18 protein-coding genes are annotated in these 18,650 nt (G+C 66.0%); 8 read left to right on the top strand and 10 right to left on the bottom strand.

Annotated elements, in window-relative coordinates; translation table 11 throughout:
- Window positions 1–5 precede the first annotated feature (5 nt).
- Window positions 6–653, top strand: a complete 648-nt coding sequence (locus tag ATO9_RS06610) for a 2-dehydro-3-deoxygalactonokinase (RefSeq protein ID WP_043747013.1) — start codon at window positions 6–8, stop codon at window positions 651–653.
- Here ATO9_RS06610 and ATO9_RS06615 read toward each other — a convergent pair.
- Genes ATO9_RS06615 through ATO9_RS06630 form a run of 4 tightly spaced genes read right to left on the bottom strand, consistent with a single transcriptional unit; the run spans window position 644 to window position 4,522 of the window.
- The gene (locus ATO9_RS06615) at window positions 644–1,558 is read right to left on the bottom strand and encodes a metal ABC transporter permease (RefSeq protein WP_081979473.1); all 915 of its coding nucleotides are present in this window, start codon (window positions 1,556–1,558) and stop codon (window positions 644–646) included. The two genes, ATO9_RS06610 and ATO9_RS06615, sit on opposite strands and share 10 nt — an antisense overlap.
- Window positions 1,558–2,739: a metal ABC transporter permease gene (locus ATO9_RS06620; protein ID WP_156127818.1), complete on the bottom strand. Its 1,182-nt coding sequence runs from the start codon at window positions 2,737–2,739 to the stop codon at window positions 1,558–1,560. Before ATO9_RS06620 ends, ATO9_RS06615 begins: the two co-directional genes overlap by 1 nt.
- 8 nt (window positions 2,740–2,747) lie before the next feature.
- Window positions 2,748–3,545 carry a metal ABC transporter ATP-binding protein gene (locus ATO9_RS06625; protein ID WP_043747021.1) on the bottom strand — a complete coding sequence of 266 codons (798 nt, stop codon included), beginning with the start codon at window positions 3,543–3,545 and terminating at the stop codon, window positions 2,748–2,750.
- A 2-nt stretch (window positions 3,546–3,547) separates the two neighbouring features.
- A complete protein-coding gene (locus ATO9_RS06630) occupies window positions 3,548–4,522 on the bottom strand; it encodes a metal ABC transporter solute-binding protein, Zn/Mn family (protein WP_156127809.1) in 975 nt (324 codons plus the stop codon).
- A gap of 201 nt (window positions 4,523–4,723) precedes the next feature.
- Between ATO9_RS06630 and deoC the strand changes: the two genes are divergently transcribed.
- Genes deoC through ATO9_RS06645 form a run of 3 tightly spaced genes read left to right on the top strand, consistent with a single transcriptional unit; the run spans window position 4,724 to window position 8,404 of the window.
- Window positions 4,724–5,713 (top strand): deoxyribose-phosphate aldolase, encoded by a 990-nt coding sequence (gene deoC, locus ATO9_RS06635; RefSeq protein ID WP_043747023.1) that lies wholly within the window; start codon window positions 4,724–4,726, stop codon window positions 5,711–5,713.
- Window positions 5,700–6,062, top strand: a complete 363-nt coding sequence (locus tag ATO9_RS06640; RefSeq protein ID WP_043747026.1) for a hypothetical protein — start codon at window positions 5,700–5,702, stop codon at window positions 6,060–6,062. Before deoC ends, ATO9_RS06640 begins: the two co-directional genes overlap by 14 nt.
- Window positions 6,059–8,404 (top strand): aldehyde dehydrogenase family protein, encoded by a 2,346-nt coding sequence (locus tag ATO9_RS06645; RefSeq protein WP_043747028.1) that lies wholly within the window; start codon window positions 6,059–6,061, stop codon window positions 8,402–8,404. Before ATO9_RS06640 ends, ATO9_RS06645 begins: the two co-directional genes overlap by 4 nt.
- A 49-nt stretch (window positions 8,405–8,453) precedes the next feature.
- Here the strand turns inward: ATO9_RS06645 and ATO9_RS06650 are convergent, their stop codons facing one another.
- From ATO9_RS06650 to serB, 4 genes are read right to left on the bottom strand one after another with little or no spacing between them, the layout of a single operon-like run.
- Window positions 8,454–8,774: a YciI family protein gene (locus ATO9_RS06650; protein ID WP_043747030.1), complete on the bottom strand. Its 321-nt coding sequence runs from the start codon at window positions 8,772–8,774 to the stop codon at window positions 8,454–8,456.
- Between the two features lie 32 nt (window positions 8,775–8,806).
- Window positions 8,807–9,286, bottom strand: coding sequence for an SRPBCC family protein (locus tag ATO9_RS06655; RefSeq protein ID WP_043747032.1), 480 nt, complete (start codon window positions 9,284–9,286; stop codon window positions 8,807–8,809).
- A complete protein-coding gene (locus ATO9_RS06660; RefSeq protein WP_043747035.1) occupies window positions 9,283–9,627 on the bottom strand; it encodes an ArsR/SmtB family transcription factor in 345 nt (114 codons plus the stop codon). Before ATO9_RS06660 ends, ATO9_RS06655 begins: the two co-directional genes overlap by 4 nt.
- Window positions 9,628–9,686: 59 nt before the next feature.
- Window positions 9,687–10,562 (bottom strand): phosphoserine phosphatase SerB, encoded by an 876-nt coding sequence (gene serB / locus ATO9_RS06665; protein ID WP_043747037.1) that lies wholly within the window; start codon window positions 10,560–10,562, stop codon window positions 9,687–9,689.
- Window positions 10,563–10,883: 321 nt separating this feature from the next.
- Here serB and ATO9_RS06670 point away from each other — a divergent pair, with 321 nt between their 5' ends.
- The 3 genes from ATO9_RS06670 (at window position 10,884) to serA (ending at window position 15,686) form a co-directional block, all read left to right on the top strand.
- Window positions 10,884–12,674 (top strand): Hint domain-containing protein, encoded by a 1,791-nt coding sequence (locus ATO9_RS06670; protein ID WP_162183060.1) that lies wholly within the window; start codon window positions 10,884–10,886, stop codon window positions 12,672–12,674.
- A 175-nt stretch (window positions 12,675–12,849) separates the two neighbouring features.
- On the top strand, window positions 12,850–14,004 hold the full coding sequence (locus tag ATO9_RS06675) for a phosphoserine transaminase (protein WP_043747040.1): 1,155 nt from the start codon (window positions 12,850–12,852) through the stop codon (window positions 14,002–14,004).
- A gap of 86 nt (window positions 14,005–14,090) precedes the next feature.
- On the top strand, window positions 14,091–15,686 hold the full coding sequence (serA, locus tag ATO9_RS06680; RefSeq protein WP_043747042.1) for a phosphoglycerate dehydrogenase: 1,596 nt from the start codon (window positions 14,091–14,093) through the stop codon (window positions 15,684–15,686).
- A 65-nt stretch (window positions 15,687–15,751) separates the two neighbouring features.
- Here the strand turns inward: serA and ATO9_RS06685 are convergent, their stop codons facing one another.
- Window positions 15,752–16,120, bottom strand: a complete 369-nt coding sequence (locus ATO9_RS06685; protein ID WP_043747045.1) for a hypothetical protein — start codon at window positions 16,118–16,120, stop codon at window positions 15,752–15,754.
- A gap of 216 nt (window positions 16,121–16,336) precedes the next feature.
- Here ATO9_RS06685 and ATO9_RS06690 point away from each other — a divergent pair, with 216 nt between their 5' ends.
- Window positions 16,337–17,080, top strand: coding sequence for a metallophosphoesterase family protein (locus ATO9_RS06690; protein ID WP_043747048.1), 744 nt, complete (start codon window positions 16,337–16,339; stop codon window positions 17,078–17,080).
- Here the strand turns inward: ATO9_RS06690 and ATO9_RS06695 are convergent.
- On the bottom strand, window positions 17,055–18,620 hold the full coding sequence (locus tag ATO9_RS06695) for a hypothetical protein (RefSeq protein ID WP_043747050.1): 1,566 nt from the start codon (window positions 18,618–18,620) through the stop codon (window positions 17,055–17,057). The two genes, ATO9_RS06690 and ATO9_RS06695, sit on opposite strands and share 26 nt — an antisense overlap.
- Window positions 18,621–18,650: the final 30 nt, after the last annotated feature.

Below are 18,650 nucleotides of genomic sequence, written 5' to 3' on the forward strand. Positions count from 1 at the left end.
TCGACATGACATGGACTGGCAAGATCATCGGTGACGACAGCGCCTGGGGCGATGGCCCCGGCGCGGACATGGCCCTGGTCGTGGGCGACCCCGCCGCCCCCGGCGAACCCCTTCCCGGCAAGCTGATCCCCGAAGCCCCGACAGAGGGGCCGGGCGGCATCTACCTGCCCGATCTGGGCGCACTGCGGTCGGTGGATCGCCTGGCCCTGATCGGGTTCCAGGCGCTCAACCCGCATTGGGACGGAATCGCGGTGGTGCTGGGCGACCGCGCGTCGCTCTGGATCACGCTGTCGGCCGGAGAGGCGATCCACCTGCAGGGCAGCGCGACGCCTGCGCTGATCGCCGCGCTTGGTCTGTCGGATCAGGGTGTCAACGGCCTCGACGCCGCGATGGACAGCCCGGACCGCCTGCCGATGCTGCTGCACGATGCCCCCGACGACGCGACCCGCACCGGCACCCTGATCGGGGCCGAGATCGGCGCGGCGCGGACGCTGTGGCTGGGCCAGCAGGCGGTTCTGATCGGCGACGGGCCAGTGTCGAAAAGCTATGCCAAGGGCCTGCAGGACGCCCATGTGCCGGTCACGCTGACCGACACCAAGCGGTTGAAACGGGAAGGGTTCAAGGCGCTGGCCAAGGCCTTCGCTCAGGACTGAGCACCGCGCCGCTTCGGCCCCCAGAGCGCCGCCGCCCCAAGGATCAGACCCGAAATCGTGGCGATCATCCCCGCCGCACTGACCGCATCCGCATAGCCCAGCCAGAGCGGCCCGTAGCCCGCGATGACATAGCCCAGCACGGCCGAGATCACGGCGAAGAGCATGCTCCAGCCCACCTGCACGGCCAGCCGGTCGGTCATCATCCGCGCCGCGGCGGGCGGGCAGATGAACATGGCGATCACGATGATCGACCCGACCGCATCGAAGGCCGCCACCGCCGCGATGGCCGACACGATCACCAGCGCCAGTCCAAGCGCCGAGACGGGCAGGCCCAGCGACCGGGCAAAGCCCTCGTCGAAGGTGGAAATCGCCAACGGCCGCCACAGCACCGCGATGAACAACGCCACGATCACCAGGACGACGGCCATCCGCGTCAGCTCTGGCGGCAGCCAGGCAAGCGCGACCGGGTCCCAGAGGCTGCTCCACCCCGTTGCGTCCAGCCAGATGAGGCTCTCCAGGTTGCCATAGAGCGCGTGTTCCACGTCCAGGTGAACCGAGGACGTATCGGATTGCTCAAGCAGCAGAACCCCGGCGGCGAAGAGCGTGGTGAACACCACCCCCATGGCCGCCCCCGGTTCGATCCGGCCGACCCGGCGCACGGTTTCGATCAGCACGACGGCCACGACCGCAGCGATGGCGGCCCCCAGCATCATCGGCCAGGTGGAGGACGTGCCGGTCACAAGGAACCCCAGCACGATCCCCGGCAACACGACGTGTGAAATCGCGTCCCCGATCAGGGCCTGCCGCCTGAGCAGCAGGAAGTTTCCGGGCAGCGCACAGGCCAGTGCCGCAAGGCAACCGATCAGGATCGGCGGCAGGGACAGGGCGACGAATTCCTCTCCCATCACGCGGCCCCCTCGGCGGTCAGGCGGCGGTCAAGATCGGCGATCTGATCGGCGGTCAGCACGGTTTCGATCGGGGTCAGCCCGTCATAGCGTGCGGCCATCGGCGCCGCCTCGGGCAGGCCACGCAGCATGTGCCAGCGGCGTTCATCCAGGGCGGCGCGTTCGGCCGCGGCCTGCCCGTCGCTGGTGGCGACGCCATCGCGGCGGATCAGCCCCTCCTGCCGCAACAGGCGTTGCGTGTAGGGTTCATAGATCGGCTGGCCCTGCGCCACGGCCAGCAGGCCCTGGCGGCGATGCACCCTGCGGCGGAATTGAAACTGTGCGATCACCCCGGCCAACACGCCACGTTGCGGCGCCAGGACCAGCGACACGGCAAAGATCGCGGCGGCGACCAGCACGATGATCGGCCCGGTCGGCAGATCCGGTGCGAGGGAGGAGATCACCGCCCCCGCCGCCCCCGACACTCCGCCGATCAGCCCGGCCAGCAGGGCGACAACCTCGCTGCGTTCGGTCCAGAACCGGGCGGCAACGGGGGACAGGATCAGCAGGGCGACGATCAGGATCAGGCCGACGACCTTGAGGCCCACCACCGTCACCGCGAGGGCCAGCGCCATCATCGCCATGTCGATCCGGGCGGGCCGCATGCCCTGCGTCGCCGCATATTCCGGGTCGAACGACACGAGCGTCATCGGCCGTCGCAACAGCGCGCAGGCGGCCAGCGCCAGTGCGCCACCCACGGCGATGATGATCGCGTCACTGCGCAGCATCCCGGCGGTCGATCCCAGCAGGAAGCTTTCCAGCCCCGCCTGGCGCCCCGCGCCGATGGTCTGGATCACGGTCAGCAGCACGATGCCGAAACCGAAGAAGACCGACAGGACCGCGCCAATCGCCGCGTCCTCGCCCAGGCGGGTGCGGCGGTCCAGCCAGTGGACGATGACCAGCCCGGCCAGCGACGACAGCGCCGCGCCGCCCATCAGCCCGATCAGGTTCCGCCCGTCGCCGCCAAGCGCGACCATGACGAGGAAGGCCAGCGCCACGCCCGGCAGGGTCGCATGGCTGATCGCATCGCTGACCAGCGACCGTTTGCGCAGGAAGAGGAACGCGCCGATGCCGCCCGCGGCCAGACCTAGAAGGCCCGCCCCGGTGGCCACGAGGATCACGTTGTAGCCCAACCCGAACATCTGGCCCATCATGCGGTGCGCGCGGGAAAGCCGGGGGCCGGCGCGGCTTCTGCCACCGGGAAAAGCTGATCCAGCAGGCCCGAGGCGAGGCGCCCGCCATAGGCCCTTTGCAGCGCGTCCTGGGTGAAGGCCTCGGCCACCGGGCCTTCGGCGACGGGGGACTTGTTGATGATGTAGACGCGATCGAAGTAATCCGGGACGGTCGACAGGTCGTGATGCACGGCAAGGATCGTCCGGCCTTCGTCCTTGAGCGACTTGAGAACGTCGATGATCGCCTTTTCCGTTGCCGCGTCGACCCCCGCAAAGGGTTCGTCCAGCAGGTAGAGGTCGGCCCCCTGCGCCAGCGACCGGGCGAGGAAGACGCGCTGCTGCTGCCCGCCCGACAGCTGGCCGATCTGGCGGTCCGCGAAATCGGCCATGCCGACCTGGTCGAGGCAGTCCATGGCCAGGCTGCGGTGCCGCCCGGTGATCCGGCGCAGCAGGCCAAGCTGGCGGTAGAGCCCCATCTGCACCACGTCGATCACGCGGGTCGGGAAATCCCAGTCGACACTGGCGCGCTGCGGGACATAGGCGATCCGGCTGCGCTGCTTGTCGAGCGGTTTGCCATAGACCGTGACCTGCCCCGACAGGGCCGGCACAATGCCCAGCACCGCCTTGAGCAGGGTCGATTTGCCCGCCCCGTTCGGCCCGATGATCGCCGTCATCGCCCCCGGTTCGACCCGCATATCGGCGGAAAAGACCGCGGGGCTGGCGCCGTAAGACACGGTCAGGCCACGCACCTGCAGGGGAAGCTGCGCATCTGTCATGGTCAGATCCCGGCCGCCAGCTTGCCCATCATCCCACGATCCGGCGGGGTGCCCCCAAGGGCGCGGGCGATGGTGGTGACGTTATGGTCGATCATGCCGGGATAGGTGCCCTCATAGGTGCCGGGTTCGCCCATGGCGTCGGAGAACAGCTCTCCGCCGATCTCGACCTTGTGGCCCCGTGCGGCGGCACCTTCGATCAGCGCCCGCATGTTGCGATCAGAGACAGAGGTTTCGACGAAGACCGCGCCGATTTTTCGGTCGACCAGCGTGTCGACGAGGTCGCGGATACGATTCAGCCCGGCCTCGCTTTCGGTCGAGATCCCCTGGATGCCCAGCACCTCGAACCCGTAGGCGCGGCCGAAATAACTGAAGGCATCGTGGGCGGTGACCAGAACGCGGGCCTCCTCGGGCACGGTGCTCAGCACGGTTTCCGCGTAATCCTGCAACGCCTTGACCTGCGCCTGATAGGCCTCGGTCCGGGCGGTCAGGGCCACCTCGCCTTCGGGGGCCGCGTCGATCAGCGCGGCCGAGATCGCGGCGACCACATCGGTCCAGATGTCGGGGACCATCCAGACATGCGGGTCGAACTTTCCGTCGTAATCCGGGTGGCTCAGCAACCGGTCGCGACCCAGCCCGTCGGCCACCGGCACGACCGCGCGGCGGCGGGCGAGGTTTTGCAGGAACTCCTCCATCTGCGCCTCGAGGTATAGACCGTGATAAAGCGTCAGGTCGGCCCGGGTCATCGCCACGATATCGCTGCGGGTCTGGCGGAAGGCATGGGGGTCGACCCCCGGCCCCATCAGCGCCCGCACCTCGCCCAGGTCGCCCAGGATCGTGCGAGCGGCGTCGGCGATCATGCCGGTCGTGGCCACAACCGAAAGGCCCGTCGCGGCGCGGGCGGGCCGCACCGGCATCAGCGTGGGCATCAGTGCGGCGGCGGCACCGGTGGCAAGGAAGGAGCGGCGGTTCACAGACATGGAATCCTACATAGCGCAAAGCGTTCGGCGGCAAGATGCGAACCGTTCGCATCTTTGTCAAGCCATTTGCGAACCATTCGCAACTAGAGCAACTGGCCGCCTGTTTTCCGCGCAACCGATGCTTCCTTTACGGCGCGCTTGCCATGGCTTTGGGGCCGTGCGACCTTGCGCCCGACCCAGACCAGACGCCCGGAGGAGTGGATGCAAAGCAAGGTCGACCACATGACAGCGCAACTTCCCCAGATGGTCGAGCCGCGCAATCCCGGCCAGGATCTGGACCTCGATTGGGTGCTGTCGGCACAGGCCAATCGCAGCGCCATCGAACGCCGCGCGGGCACCCTGCCGGGGCGCCGGTCGGTCAAGAAGGATTACCAGGCCGCCTGGCTGCTGAAGGCGATCACATGCATCGACCTGACCACCCTGGCCGGTGACGATACCGAGGGACGGGTGCGCCGCCTCTGCGCCAAGGCTCGCCAGCCCGTGCGCCATGACATCATGGAGAAACTGGGCGTCGAGGGGATCACCACCGGCGCGGTCTGCGTCTACCACGACATGGTGGCCCCCGCCGTCGAGGCGCTTCAGGGCACCGGCATTCCCGTTGCCGCCGTGTCCACCGGGTTTCCCGCCGGTCTGTCGCCCTTCCACCTGCGCGTGGCCGAGATCGGCGAAAGCGTGAAGGCCGGCGCGGACGAGATCGACATCGTGATTTCCCGCCGCCACGTCCTGACCGGGAACTGGCAGGCGCTTTATGACGAGATGAAGGAATTCCGGGCCGCCTGTGGCGATGCGCATGTGAAGGCGATCCTCGCGACCGGCGAGCTGGGGTCGCTGCGCAATGTCGCCCGCACCTCTCTGGTCTGCATGATGGCGGGCGCGGATTTCATCAAGACCTCGACAGGCAAGGAATCGGTCAACGCCACCCTGCCCGTGTCGCTGGTCATGATCCGCGCGATCCGGGACTATCACGAGCGCACTGGCTATCGCGTCGGCTACAAGCCCGCGGGCGGGATTTCAAAGGCCAAGGATGCGCTGGTCTACCTGTCGCTGATCAAGGAGGAACTGGGCGACCGCTGGCTTCAGCCCGACATGTTCCGCTTTGGTGCGTCGTCGCTGCTGGGCGATATCGAACGGCAGCTGGAACACCACGTGACCGGCGCCTATTCGGCCGGATGGCGCCATGCGGCTGGCTAAGTCCCTTGCTGCCGCAATGCTGCTGACCGCCGGTCCCGCGCTGGCCGGTCAGGATTATGCCTGCGCGCCCTGGCAGCCCGCCGGCCAGACCCCGGATCTGAGCGCGGTCTCGGTCCTGAAATCGACGTTGGTCGTGACCGCAGGCGCGGCGCCCGAAACCATCCGGATGATGCAGGGCACGCTGACCCGGCGGGTCTACCCGGACGAGACCGGCCTGTATGTCCTGCATGGCGACATGGTGCGCACCGAAAATGGCCCGGGCTTCGGCCCTTCCATCACGGTTCAGCGCCTGGTTCATGACCCGGATCACCCGACACTCCTCCTCACGACCTGCGAGGCAAGCCGATGACCATCAAGGAAATTTTCGACACCATGGAGTATGGCCCCGCCCCTGAAAGTGCCGCCGACGCGCTGGCCTGGCTGATCGATCAGGGCGACCGGTTCGGCCATTTCATCGACGGCGCCTGGACCGAGGTCGGCGACACGTTCGAAAGCCGCAACCCCGCCAACGGCGAGGTGCTGGCCTATATCACTCAGGGCACGCCGGGCGACGTGGACAAAGCCGTGGCCGCCGCCCGCAAGGCCCAGCCGAAATGGGCCAAGCTGGGCGGTCATGGCCGGGCGCGGCACCTCTATGCGCTGGCGCGTCTGGTGCAGAAACATGCCCGCCTTCTGGCCGTGCTCGAGACGATGGATAACGGCAAGCCGATCCGCGAAAGCCGCGACATCGACGTGCCGCTGGTCGCCCGGCATTTCTATTACCATGCGGGCCTGGCCCAGCTGATGGACAGCGAAGCGCCGGGGATGGAGCCGCTGGGCGTCTGCGGCCAGGTGATCCCCTGGAACTTCCCGCTGCTGATGCTGGCCTGGAAGATCGCCCCCGCCATCGCCGCGGGCAACACCGTGGTGCTGAAACCGGCGGAGTACACCTCGCTCACCGCGCTGTGCTTTGCCGATATCTGTCGCCAGGCGGGGCTGCCCAAGGGCGTGGTGAACATCGTCACCGGCGACGGCGCGACAGGCGAGGCCATTGTCACCCATGACGGCATCGACAAGGTCGCCTTTACCGGCTCGACCGATGTGGGCCGCCGCATCCGCGAGGCCACCGCCGGACAGGGCAAGGGCCTGACGCTCGAACTGGGGGGCAAGGGGCCATACGTGGTCTTCGACGATGCCGATCTCGACAGCGCGGTCGAGGGTCTGGTCGATGCGATCTGGTTCAACCAGGGGCAGGTCTGCTGTGCCGGATCCCGCCTGCTGGTGCAGGAGGGCGTGGCCGACCGGTTCCATGCCAAGCTGAAGGCGCGGATGGACAAGCTGCGCGTCGGCAATCCGCTGGACAAGTGCATCGACGTCGGCGCCATCGTCGATCCGGTGCAGCTGGAGACGATCCACGGGCTGGTCGACAATGCGGGCGGAGACGTCTACCGCGCCGCCTGCGACATCCCCGAGGGCTGCTACTACCCGCCCACGCTGATCACCGGCCTGTCCACCTCCGACCGGCTGATGCAGGAGGAGATCTTTGGCCCGGTCCTCGTCTCCACCACCTTCCGCACGCCGGACGAGGCGGTGCAGCTGGCCAACAACACGCGTTATGGCCTGGCCGCGTCCGTCTGGACGGAGAACGTGAACCTGGCGCTTGGCATGGCGCCGAAGCTGGTCGCGGGCGTGGTCTGGATCAACGGCACCAACATGTTCGATGCGGCCGCAGGCTTTGGCGGCGTGCGCGAGAGCGGCTTTGGCCGCGAAGGCGGATGGGAGGGGCTGTCGGCCTACCTGCGCCCCGAAGGCAAACGCAAGACGCTGAGCGAGATCGAACCGCTGACCGGCGACCCGGACAAGCCCGGCGATGGCAGCCTGGACCGCACCGCCAAGAACTATGTCGGCGGCAAGCAGGCCCGACCCGATGGCGGCTATGCCCGTCCCGTCTGGGGCAAGTCAGGCGCCTTGCTGGGCCATGTCGGCATCGGCAACCGCAAGGACATCCGCAACGCGGTCGAGGCCGCGCAGGGTGCCAAGGGCTGGGCCGGGACGACGGGTCACCTGCGGGCGCAGATCCTCTATTACATCGCCGAGAACCTCGAGGCGCGCGCCGCCGAATTCGCCCACCGGATCGACGCGATGACCGGCGGGCGCAGCGGCGAGAAGGAGGTCGCGGCCTCCGTGTCGCGGCTGTTCACCTATGCGGCCTGGGCCGACAAGTATGGCGGCGACCTGCGCCAGGTCCCGATCCGCGGCATGGCGCTGGCCGTGCGTGAACCCGTTGGCGTGATCGGCGCGCTCTGCCCCGATGAGGATCCGCTGCTGGGCTTCATCTCGGTCATGGCACCGGCCATCGCCATGGGCAATCGCTGCGTGCTGGTCCCGTCCGAGCCCTTCCCGCTGGCGGCGACGGATTTCTACCAGGTGCTGGAAACCTCGGACGTACCGGGCGGCGTGGTGAACATCGTCACCGGCTCCCACGCGGAACTGGCACCAACCCTGGCCGCGCATCTGGACGTAGAGGCCGTCTGGTCCTTCTCCTCCTCCGACCTCAGCAAGGTCGTGGAGGCGAAGAGCGCGGGGAACCTGAAACGGACCTGGGTGAACAACGGCCTGGCCCGTGACTGGTTCGGCCGCGAGGGCGAGGGCCGGAAATTCCTGGACCAGGCGACCGAGGTCAAGACCGTCTGGGTCCCCTACGGCGAGTAAAACGCCCGCAGGACGAAAGCGCCGGGGGCCAGCCCCGGCGCCACCCGTTTCACATCTGGATCGGCATGATCTCTGCCACCTCGACGGAACCGCCACCGGCGACCATCGGGTTGCCCTTGGCCAGCGCGCAGGCCTCTTCGATCGTGTCGACCTCGATGATGGAATACCCGAAGGCCGCGTTGGCCACTTCGTCCAGCACTCCATCGGCGGTGACAGATTTCGACTTGCCGACCGGCTCGCCCGGATCGACCAGCTTGGGGCCGACCTCGGCCATCCAGTCGCCCCAGGCCTTCATCGCGGCCTCCTGGTCCTCGGGGGTGGCGGGCACGGACGAGGCATCGCCGTGATAGATATACATGAACTTGGGCATAGGTCTTTCCTTTCAAAGGGTTGAGGGCTGGATCACGTCTGCAGGGACGCATCCGGATCGAGGAAGAAATCCAGCTTCCGCAGGGTCGACAGCCAGCCGCGGGAATGGGCCTGGCCGGCCTCGGTATCCGCAAGCTCCCGATGGGTCAGGGTCAGCCGCGCGCCCGTCTCCGTCTCTGCGACCGTGAAGGTCACGTGGCTTTCCGGGCCGCGCTGATCCGTGTCGTCATGCCAGGCCCAGGTGAACCCGACAGAGCCCTCTCCGCCCTCGGGCGGCCGCACATGGGTGATCTGGCCCGACACTTTGAACTGCGCGCCGCTTTCCTTGCCGACCATGGTGCAGGTCCATGGCCCGGTGCGGCGGAAATCCAGGTCGCAGGTCTCGAGGTAGGTGCCTTCCGGCCCGAACCACTGGATTATCTGCACCGGTTCCGTCACCGCACGCCAGAGGCGGGACAACGCGACATTGTAGTCGCGGATGAACTCGATATCGGTCGTTTCAGTATCCTTCATTCCGTCCCCTCCCCGGGTGTGTCGTCAGGCTCCAGCGCCAGCAGCGTGTCCAACCGGTCAAGGCTGCCGCTCCAGAAGGCGCGATGGTCCATGGTCCAGCCGTGGATGGCGCGCAGGGCGTCGGGCTGGACCGAATAGTAACGATGCGTGCCTTCGACCCTCTGCACGATCACCCCGGCCTCCCGCAGCACCTTGAGGTGGCGCGAGATCGCGGGGGCCGAAATCTCGGCCTCGGCGGCAAGAGTGCCCGCGGGCAATTCGCCCCGTTTCAGCAGCTTTTCGACAAGCGTCAGGCGGGTGTCATCCGACAGGGCGGCAAAGGTCTTGGTCAGCGTCGTCATGAAGGAAGACTGCGCCGATTCTTTATTTTCGTCAAATGTTAATTAACAGATAAGCGAAATTATAGAGCCGAGGCGAACTCGTCCTTCGCATACCCCTGAAGGTACAGCAGGGCGGTCAGGTCCCCGTGGTTCACGCGGATGTTGCACTGCGCCGCGACCGAGGGCTTGGCATGCAGCGCGACGCCCATCCCGGCGCGGGTCAGCATGCCCAGGTCATTGGCTCCGTCCCCGACAGCGATCACGTCGGCGTCGGTCAGCCCCAGCCGGGCGGTGATCTCCTCCAGCGCCTGAACCTTGGCCTCGCGTCCCAGGATCGGACGGCCGACATCGCCGGTCAGTTGGCCATCGGCGGCGATCAGCGTGTTGGCGCGGTTTTCGTCGAAACCCAAAGTCGCAGCGATCTTGGCGGTGAAGGCCGTGAACCCGCCGGAGACGAGCGCACAATAGGCCCCGTTGGCCTTCATCGTCGCCAGCAGCGCGGGACCGCCGGGCATCAGGGTGATGCGCGTGTCGATCACCTGCTGGATCACGCCCTCGGGCAGACCCTTCAGCAGCCCGACCCGTTCGGTCAGGGCACCTTCGAAATCCAGCTCTCCGTTCATGGCGCGGGCGGTGATGTCCTTGACCCGTTCGCCCACCCCGGCCTCATCGGCCAGTTCGTCGATGCATTCCTGCTGGATCATGGTGCTGTCCATGTCGGCCAGCAGCATTTTCTTGCGGCGGCCGTCGGCGGGCTGAATGTTCAGATCGACACCGAGCGCCTGGAAATCCTGCCAGACCTGATCGGCATTCGACGGGATGTCGGTGAGCGTGAACACCGCCGCCTCGTCCGGTGCCAGCCATTGCAGAGCGCCGCCGCCCCAAGCGTTGCGCAGCGCCTCTGCCCCTGCTGGATCGAGGTGGCCGGGTTTCGCGATCAGGGTGACGACATGCATGACGGGGCTCCAACGGACGTTTCGCTGCCTTAAACCATGCGCGCCGGACAGGAGCCAGTACCGCAGAGCTCGTCAGGCCCCGAAGCCGCAGTTTTGCCAGCTGCATACAGGGGGACAGGCTGCGACAAAGTGGCCCGAAACGCCTTCTTATCAAGGGCGTGACGCCAAAACGTATCAATTAATTAACGAATTGCCTCCACAAACCCGCCACATTTTCTGCCGACATTGAGCTCACAAAAAATCAGGCCGCACCAAAACAAAAGCGGCGGGTAGAGACATATGGCAACGACATTCCAGGTAATCTATCTGGGGATTAATCCCTTGATAGATACAGATACGGACGACGAGATCGCGGAAAACGCGGGTGCCCTTCTCGGCACCTACGGCAGCGAGTCTTCTCCCCTTTATTCCGAGATTTACACGCTGTCGGCGGAACGCCTCAGCGAAGACGCCAACGACACCTATGACGTCGATAATGGCGGTGGCTACGACACGTTCCGCATCGATGGCGGGGCGGAACAGCAATTCGACGCGCTGGCCGAATACAACATCACCCTGACCTATATCGACGGCACGACCGCCAATGTGCGTGCCTTCGTGTTCCAGGATACGTCGGGGCGCACCTATCTTGCGCCGGAAACCTCGTTCAACTCCGATCAGGCGCAGATGGAGGCCAAGCCCATCGAGTCGATGGAGCTGACCTCGGTGAACTCCAATACCGGCGACAGTGGCGGCGACATGCAGGCCGACCGGTATGCCGCCGATTACGCCAGCCCGGTCGAGGGGGGCACCGCCACCAGCGACTTCATGGGCTTCGGCTTTACCGATTCCGACGGCGACCAAATTACCAGCGGCGATGACTGGATCGTCGGCTATGGCGGCAATGACTGGATCCAGGCCGATGGCGGCAACGACTTCATCTATGGTGGCACCGGCAACGACACCGCCGAAGGGCAGCTGGGCAACGACTCGATCGAAGGCAATTCGGGCGATGACGAGCTTTATGGCGGCACCGGGCAGGACAGCCTCTACGGCGGGCTGGGCAACGACACGCTGGATGGCGGTATCGGATCCGACACGCTCTGGGGCGACGCCGGCAACGATTCCATGTTCGGCGATACCGGCGACGACAGCCTGTATGGCGGCACCGGCGCAGACAACCTGGATGGCGGGGCCGGCAACGACCTGATCGACGGCGGCTCCGGCGATGATGTGCTCGAGGGTGGGTCGGGCGACGACACCTTTGCCTGGGCCCCCGGTGACGGCAGCGACACGATCAGCGATTTCAACTTCGGGATCTCGGGCGCGCTTGGTGACGGCAACACCACCAACAACGACTATATCGACCTGTCGGGCTATTACGACAACCTGAGCGAGCTGCGCGCCGACTTCGACGATGATGGCGTCCTGAACCAGTCGAACGCCACCGCCGCGACGGGCGCGGTCGATTATTCCGACAACACCCAGATGACCGGCAGCGACGGGCTGACCTTTACCGGGGCGGATCGCAACAGCTTTACCGCCGACAACACTGGCGTGGCCTGTTTCGCCACCGGCACCCGCATCCGCACCCCGCGCGGCGACGTCCCGATCGAAACGCTGCAACCCGGCGACCTGGTGATGACCAAGGATCACGGCGTGCAGCCGGTGCGCTGGATCGGCATCAGCCACCTGGACGAAACGCGCCTGGAACGCAGTGACAAGCTGCGCCCGATCTGGATCAGCAAGGATGTCTTCGGATCCGACCGCGATATCGTCGTGTCCCGCCAGCACGCCATGTGGGATCCCGAGCGCAAGGAACTGGTCCGCGCCGTCCACATGCTGAAGGAAAAGCGCAAGGGCGTCCGCGTGGCCCGTGGCAAGAAGCGGGTAGCCTATGTCCACCTGATGTTCGACCGGCACGAGCTGATCTATGCAGAGGGCGTCCTGTCCGAAAGCATGTATCCCGGCCCGATCGTGCTGAACGCGCTCGCCCCCGAGGTGCGCGACGAATTGTTCGCCGTCTTCCCCCGCCTGCGCCCGGCCAGGTCACCGGAACGAGTGCGCGAATGCTACGGCAAACCGGTGCGTCCGCTCTATTCGCCGCGCAACCAGGACCGCGAAGCCGCCTGATCCGGCGGCGCGCAAGTTTCCGATAGGAGACACGGCAGACCCCCGCGGCGCGAATGCGACGCCGCGCGGGTCAAATGCGTCATCTGCGTCATTGCTTCCTTCACGAATCGGCCCTATATCCGACCGCGGGACACCCCTCCCCAACGAGGGGCGCTTATCTGGAAGGATACCAGCAATGGCTATCGAAGCACCGGCAACGCGGCCGGCTAACCCGCGTTTCTCCTCTGGCCCCTGTGCCAAGATCCCCACGTTTGAACTGTCCAAGCTGTCCGACGCCGCGCTCGGCCGCTCGCACCGTGCCGCCATCGGCAAGGAAAAGCTGAAGGCCGCGATCGAAGAGACGCGCGACCTGCTTGGCATCCCCGCGGACTACAAGATCGGCATCGTGCCGGCGTCCGATACCGGCGCCGTCGAAATGGCCATGTGGTCCATGCTTGGCGAACGCAAGGCGACCATGGTGGCCTGGGAAAGCTTCGGCTCCGGCTGGGTCACCGACGTGGTCAAGCAGCTGAAGATCGACGCCGAGGTCAAGGAAGCCGGCTATGGCGAGATCGTCGATTTCGCCGAGATCGACTTCGACACCGATGTCGTCTTTACCTGGAACGGCACCACCTCGGGCGTGCGAGTGCCGAACGGCGACAAGATCCCCGCCGACCGTGCCGGCCTGACCATCTGCGACGCGACCTCTGCCGCCTTCGCGCAGGACCTGCCCTGGGACAAGCTCGATGTGACCACCTTCTCCTGGCAGAAGGTGATGGGCGGCGAAGCGGCCCATGGCATGCTGATCCTATCCCCCCGCGCTGTCGAGCGGCTGGAAAACTACACCCCGGCCTGGCCGATGCCGAAAATCTTCCGCATGACCAAGGGCGGCAAGCTGAACGAAGGCATCTTCAAGGGCGAGACGATCAACACGCCGTCGATGCTGGCGGTCGAGGATTACCTCGTGGCCCTCGCCTGGGCGCGCGAGATCGGCGGCTTCAAGGCGCTGATGGCCCGGGCCGACGCCAACGCACAGGTGATCTGGGATTTCTGCGACCAGAAGGACTGGATCGCGAACCTGGCGAACGACCCGGCGACGCGGTCCAACACCTCGGTCTGCCTGAAGTTCACTGACGACCGGATCACCGACGGCGCCACCTTTGCCAAGGCCGTGGCCAAGCGGCTGGAGGCCGAAGGCGTGGCTCTGGACATCGGCGCCTATCGCGATGCCCCTGCGGGCCTGCGCATCTGGTGCGGTGCCACCGTCGAGACCGCGGATATCGAGGCGCTTCTGCCCTGGCTCGAATGGGCCTTCCACGCCGAGATCGGGGCGCAGACCGAAGCCGCCTGATCCGTCGAGATCACTAAATTGATTGCAGGCCGGGCCGCTGCCCGGCCCGCCCCTCCCCCGATATATCTTCTCAAGGAGCGCCTGACATGGCCCCCAAAGTACTCGTTTCCGACAAGCTGAGCGAAACCGCCGTCCAGATCTTCCGCGACCGCGGCATCGAAGTCGACTTCATGCCGGACCTCGGCAAGGACAAGGACAAGCTGGCCGAGGTGATCGGCAATTACGACGGCCTCGCCATCCGGTCCGCCACCAAGGTCACCGCCGCCCTGCTGGAACACGCGACCAACCTCAAGGTCGTCGGCCGCGCCGGCATCGGCACCGACAACGTCGACAAGGACGCCGCCTCCAAGAAGGGCGTGATCGTCATGAACACGCCTTACGGCAACATGATCACCACCGCCGAACACGCCATCGCGATGATGTTCGCCGTGGCCCGCCAGATCCCCGAGGCCAGCGCCTCGACCCATGCGGGCAAGTGGGAAAAGTCGAAATTCATGGGTGTCGAGCTGACCGGCAAGACCCTGGGCGTCATCGGCGCGGGCAATATCGGTGGCATCGTCTGTGACCGCGCCCGTGGCCTGAAGATGAAGGTCATCGCCTACGATCCCTACCTGGGCGAGGAAAAGGCCGCCAAGATGGGCGTCGAGAAGGTCGAACTGGAAGACCTGCTGAAGCGGTCTGATTTCATCACGCTGCACGTGCCGCTGACCGACGCGACCCGCAACATCCTGTCCAAGGAAAACCTCGAGAAGACCAAGAAAGGCGTGCGGATCATCAACTGTGCCCGCGGCGGCCTGGTGGACGAGGAAGCCCTGGCCGAGATGCTGAAATCCGGCCATGTCGCCGGCGCCGGCTTCGACGTGTTCGCCGAGGAACCCGCCAAGGACAACGTGCTGTTCAACCTGCCCAACGTCGTCTGCACCCCGCACCTTGGCGCGTCCACGACCGAAGCGCAGGAAAACGTCGCCCTTCAGGTGGCCGAGCAGATGTCGAACTACCTGATCGACGGGGCCGTCGAAAACGCGCTGAACATGCCGTCGATGACCGCCGAAGAGGCCAAGGTGATGGGCCCCTGGGTCAAGCTGTCGGGCCATCTGGGTGCCTTCATCGGCCAGATGACGGACGAGCCGATCAAGGCCATCAACATCCTCTACGATGGTGTGGTCGCCGACATGAACATCGCAGCGCTGAACTGTTCGGTGATCGCCGGGATCATGAAGCGGTCCAACCCGGATGTGAACCTTGTCTCCGCGCCGGTCGTGGCCAAGGAACGCGGCGTCCAGATCTCGACCACCAACCAGGACAAGTCGGGCGCCTTCGACGGCTACATCAAGGTCACCGTCGTCACCGACAAACGCGAACGCTCGGTCGCGGGCACCGTCTTCTCGGATGGCAAGCCGCGCTTCATCCAGATCAAAGGCATCAACATCGACGCCGAAGTGGGCGAGCACATGCTCTATACCACCAACGAAGACGTGCCGGGCATCATCGGCACCCTGGGCCAGACCATGGGCGCGAATGGCGCGAACATCGCGAACTTCACCCTCGGCCGTGCCGCGTCGCGCGGTGAGGCAATCGCGCTGCTCTACCTCGACGAAGCCCCGCGCGCCGAGATCCTGGACCAGCTGCAAAAGACCGGCCTGTTCCGGCAGATTGCGCCGCTTCAGTTCGACGTCGCCTGATCCGCGTCACATCGTGAGCCTTGCAACGCCGCCCGGTCTTCGGGCGGCGTTTTTCGTCTCCGCTGTCAGGCGCGGCCCTTGGCGAACAGCACGACGATGAACATGACCATGGACAGGATCGTGACCACCGAGCCCAGCTTGGCCAGGGTCTCCCCGGTCTGATTGATCGCCATGGCGATGCCCGGCACGATCATCACGACCCCGAGGATCGCCAGCCCGGCATGGATCTTGGACAGGATCCCATCCGCTGCCTTCGGTACCAGGTGATAGAACGTGCCATAGATCGCAAGGCTGACCCAGCCCAGCAGGTTCAGGTGCGCATGGGCCGGGGACATCCCGTGATTGCCCGTGGCTGACATCTGGATACCCCAGGCCATCCCGATAAGACCGCAGATCGCGGCCACCGCAAAGAACAGAAACGGCAGACCTTTCATGTAACCCTCCTTCTTCGATCCTGCGAAATGCAGGCTTCTTCTTTTTTCAAAATATGCGCGGCAGAAGCTGTGTGGCCCCTCCGCGTTCCCCACCTTAGACGCAGAATCGAAAATCGGAGTCGAAAATGTAACGTTGCCCGGCCGCGCCGCCCCGGGTCTGGACACTCCGCGACGGATCGCCCAGACCTTGGCGGACCCAACAGGAAAGCCCGCCCCATGACGCTTTATGTGATCGGTGACATCCACGGACAGGACGCCATGCTCGACACCGCGCTCGACCGGATCGAGCGTGACGGCGTGCCGGGGGCCGAGGTCATCTTTCTGGGCGATTACGTGGATCGCGGCCCCGACAGCCGCGCCGTTCTGGATTGCCTGACCACCGGCCTGTCCGAGGGGCGTAACTGGACCTGCCTGCGCGGCAACCACGATCACATGTTCCACGCATTCCTAGAAAACGGCGCCTTGGCGGATGACAATATCAAGTCCGGCCTGCTGTGGACGCATTACCGGCTGGGCGGGCTGGACACGCTGCGCAGCTACGGCATCGACGCCGACGAATACAGTGACCCGGAAGATTTGCACCGCCAGGCAAAAGAGGCCGTGCCCGCCGCGCACCGCGATTTCCTGGCCGGGCTGCCGCTTTTTGCCGAACGGGGCGATGTCCTCTGCGTCCATGCCGGCATACGTCCGGGCGTGGCGCTGCCCGAACAGGTGATCGACGACCTGATCTGGATCCGCGATCCGTTCCTGGAAACCAAGGACCCGCATCCCTGGCTGGTCGTGCATGGCCACACGGCGATCAAGCGGCCGACCCATTACGGCAACCGCATCAACATGGATGCCGGCGCAGGCTATGACCGCCCGCTCAAGGTCGGGGTGATCGAGGGCGACGCGGTCTTCTTGCTGGAGGACAAGGGCCGCGTGGCCCTGCCCGTCACTCCTGGCGCACGACGCCGGTAAGCGCGGCGGCGCCAAGCGCCGTGATGACCCAGCCCAGCCCCTTGGCGATCCAGCGCAGCCACCAGCCCGCGCGCCCCAGCGGCGAGCGCGCGGTAGACGGGGCCCAGGCCTCCTCCTGCCCAAGTGATACTAGCGGCACGACCACGTCGGCGGCATAGGCGAAACCGTTGAACGTCTCGTAATCCTGCCCCGCGCGACCGGGCGCTGACCAATAGGCACCGGGATTGTCGGGGGCCACTCGAGTCGCCTCGATCCAGTCGTCCGAGATCAGGATCGGCGCAGCATTGGGCGTCATGTCCCCCGCCGCCCAGGTCGCCTGGAAAAACGCGCCCAGCCCGATCATCAGCACCAGCGCCGCGATCAGCGCCCGCCACGGGCGGAAACCATAGCCCACGGTCACCCAGATGAACTGGTCCAGCAGCCAGCCGCTCCACCACTTGGCATCGCGCCCCTGTTCCGCCAGCGCCTGCCGTTCGGACCGGCGCAGGATGCGCTCCTTTTTCATCCGCACGGCGCGGGCATCGTCGCGATGGCCCATATGGGTCAGCACCCGGGCCAGGTGTTCATAGGGCTGCGCGGTAAAGGGCGTGTCGGGCGGACGGCGATCCAGCCAGGCCAGTCGCGCCTCGAGATCAGTTTCCGCGTGGCGCGAAAAATCGGAATAGGTGAACCCGTCCAGCCGGATCGGATAGCTGGCCCCCGGGCCCGCCGGTTCATCGCGCAGCCGTTCCGCATGGGCGCCCGCCAGGTTCACGACGCCGCGCGCGATCTGGTTGTCCCGCAAGTAGAGGATCCCGCCGATCCTTGCCCGCGCCAGCGACAGGGCAATGTCCGGCCCGTGTTCTTCGCTGCCCTCGAACATGGCATCGGGCGGCACGTCTTCACGCGGGGAAATCGCGCAGCGGGTGATGAACAGGTCATGCCCGATCTCGGCCGAGGCAAGGAACAGCGCACCTTCGCTGCTCAGGTCCGACTGCCCCTCGGAATAGGGATAATTGCCAAGGTAGACCGATCCCGACACCGTCAGCGCCGGGGCGAACAGCGCATCCTGCCCGCCCGCCTGAAGCGCGATCCCGCACAATTGCAGGTCGCCCTCGATCTCGGTGCCCGCCAGAGACAGCTCTCCCTTCACCGAGGTTTCGCCGCGCAGGTAGACCGCGCCCGCAAACCGCGCGTGATCCGCCGTCAGCCCGTTCAGGTGGCAGCCGCTGAGATACAGCCCCCGCATCCTTGCGTTCAGCGCCTCGATCGGCCCCCGCAGCAGGCAGTTCACCAGCGTGACATCCTGGTGCAGCGTGATCCCGTTCAGGTCCAGCGTGCCTTCGATCCGCGCGCCACGCAGCCGCAGCGCCGGGGCCTTGTCCTGCAGGATAAGCGCCCGGATCAGGGCGGCGCGGATCGTCACCTCGGGCCCTTCGCCTTCGGGGAATTCGCCCTCGCCCAGTGTCAGCTTGCCGGAGCCATCGGCAAACCGCTGGATCAACGCCTCTTCGGCGGGTCCCGGATCGGGACAGGAGGCGAGGATCTCGTCCTTTGACATGGGGGCAGAGTTGCATGATCCCCGCCAAAC

It is taken from the genome of Pseudooceanicola atlanticus, from assembly GCF_000768315.1.
GTDB classification, from domain to species: Bacteria; Pseudomonadota; Alphaproteobacteria; order Rhodobacterales; family Rhodobacteraceae; genus Pseudooceanicola; species Pseudooceanicola atlanticus.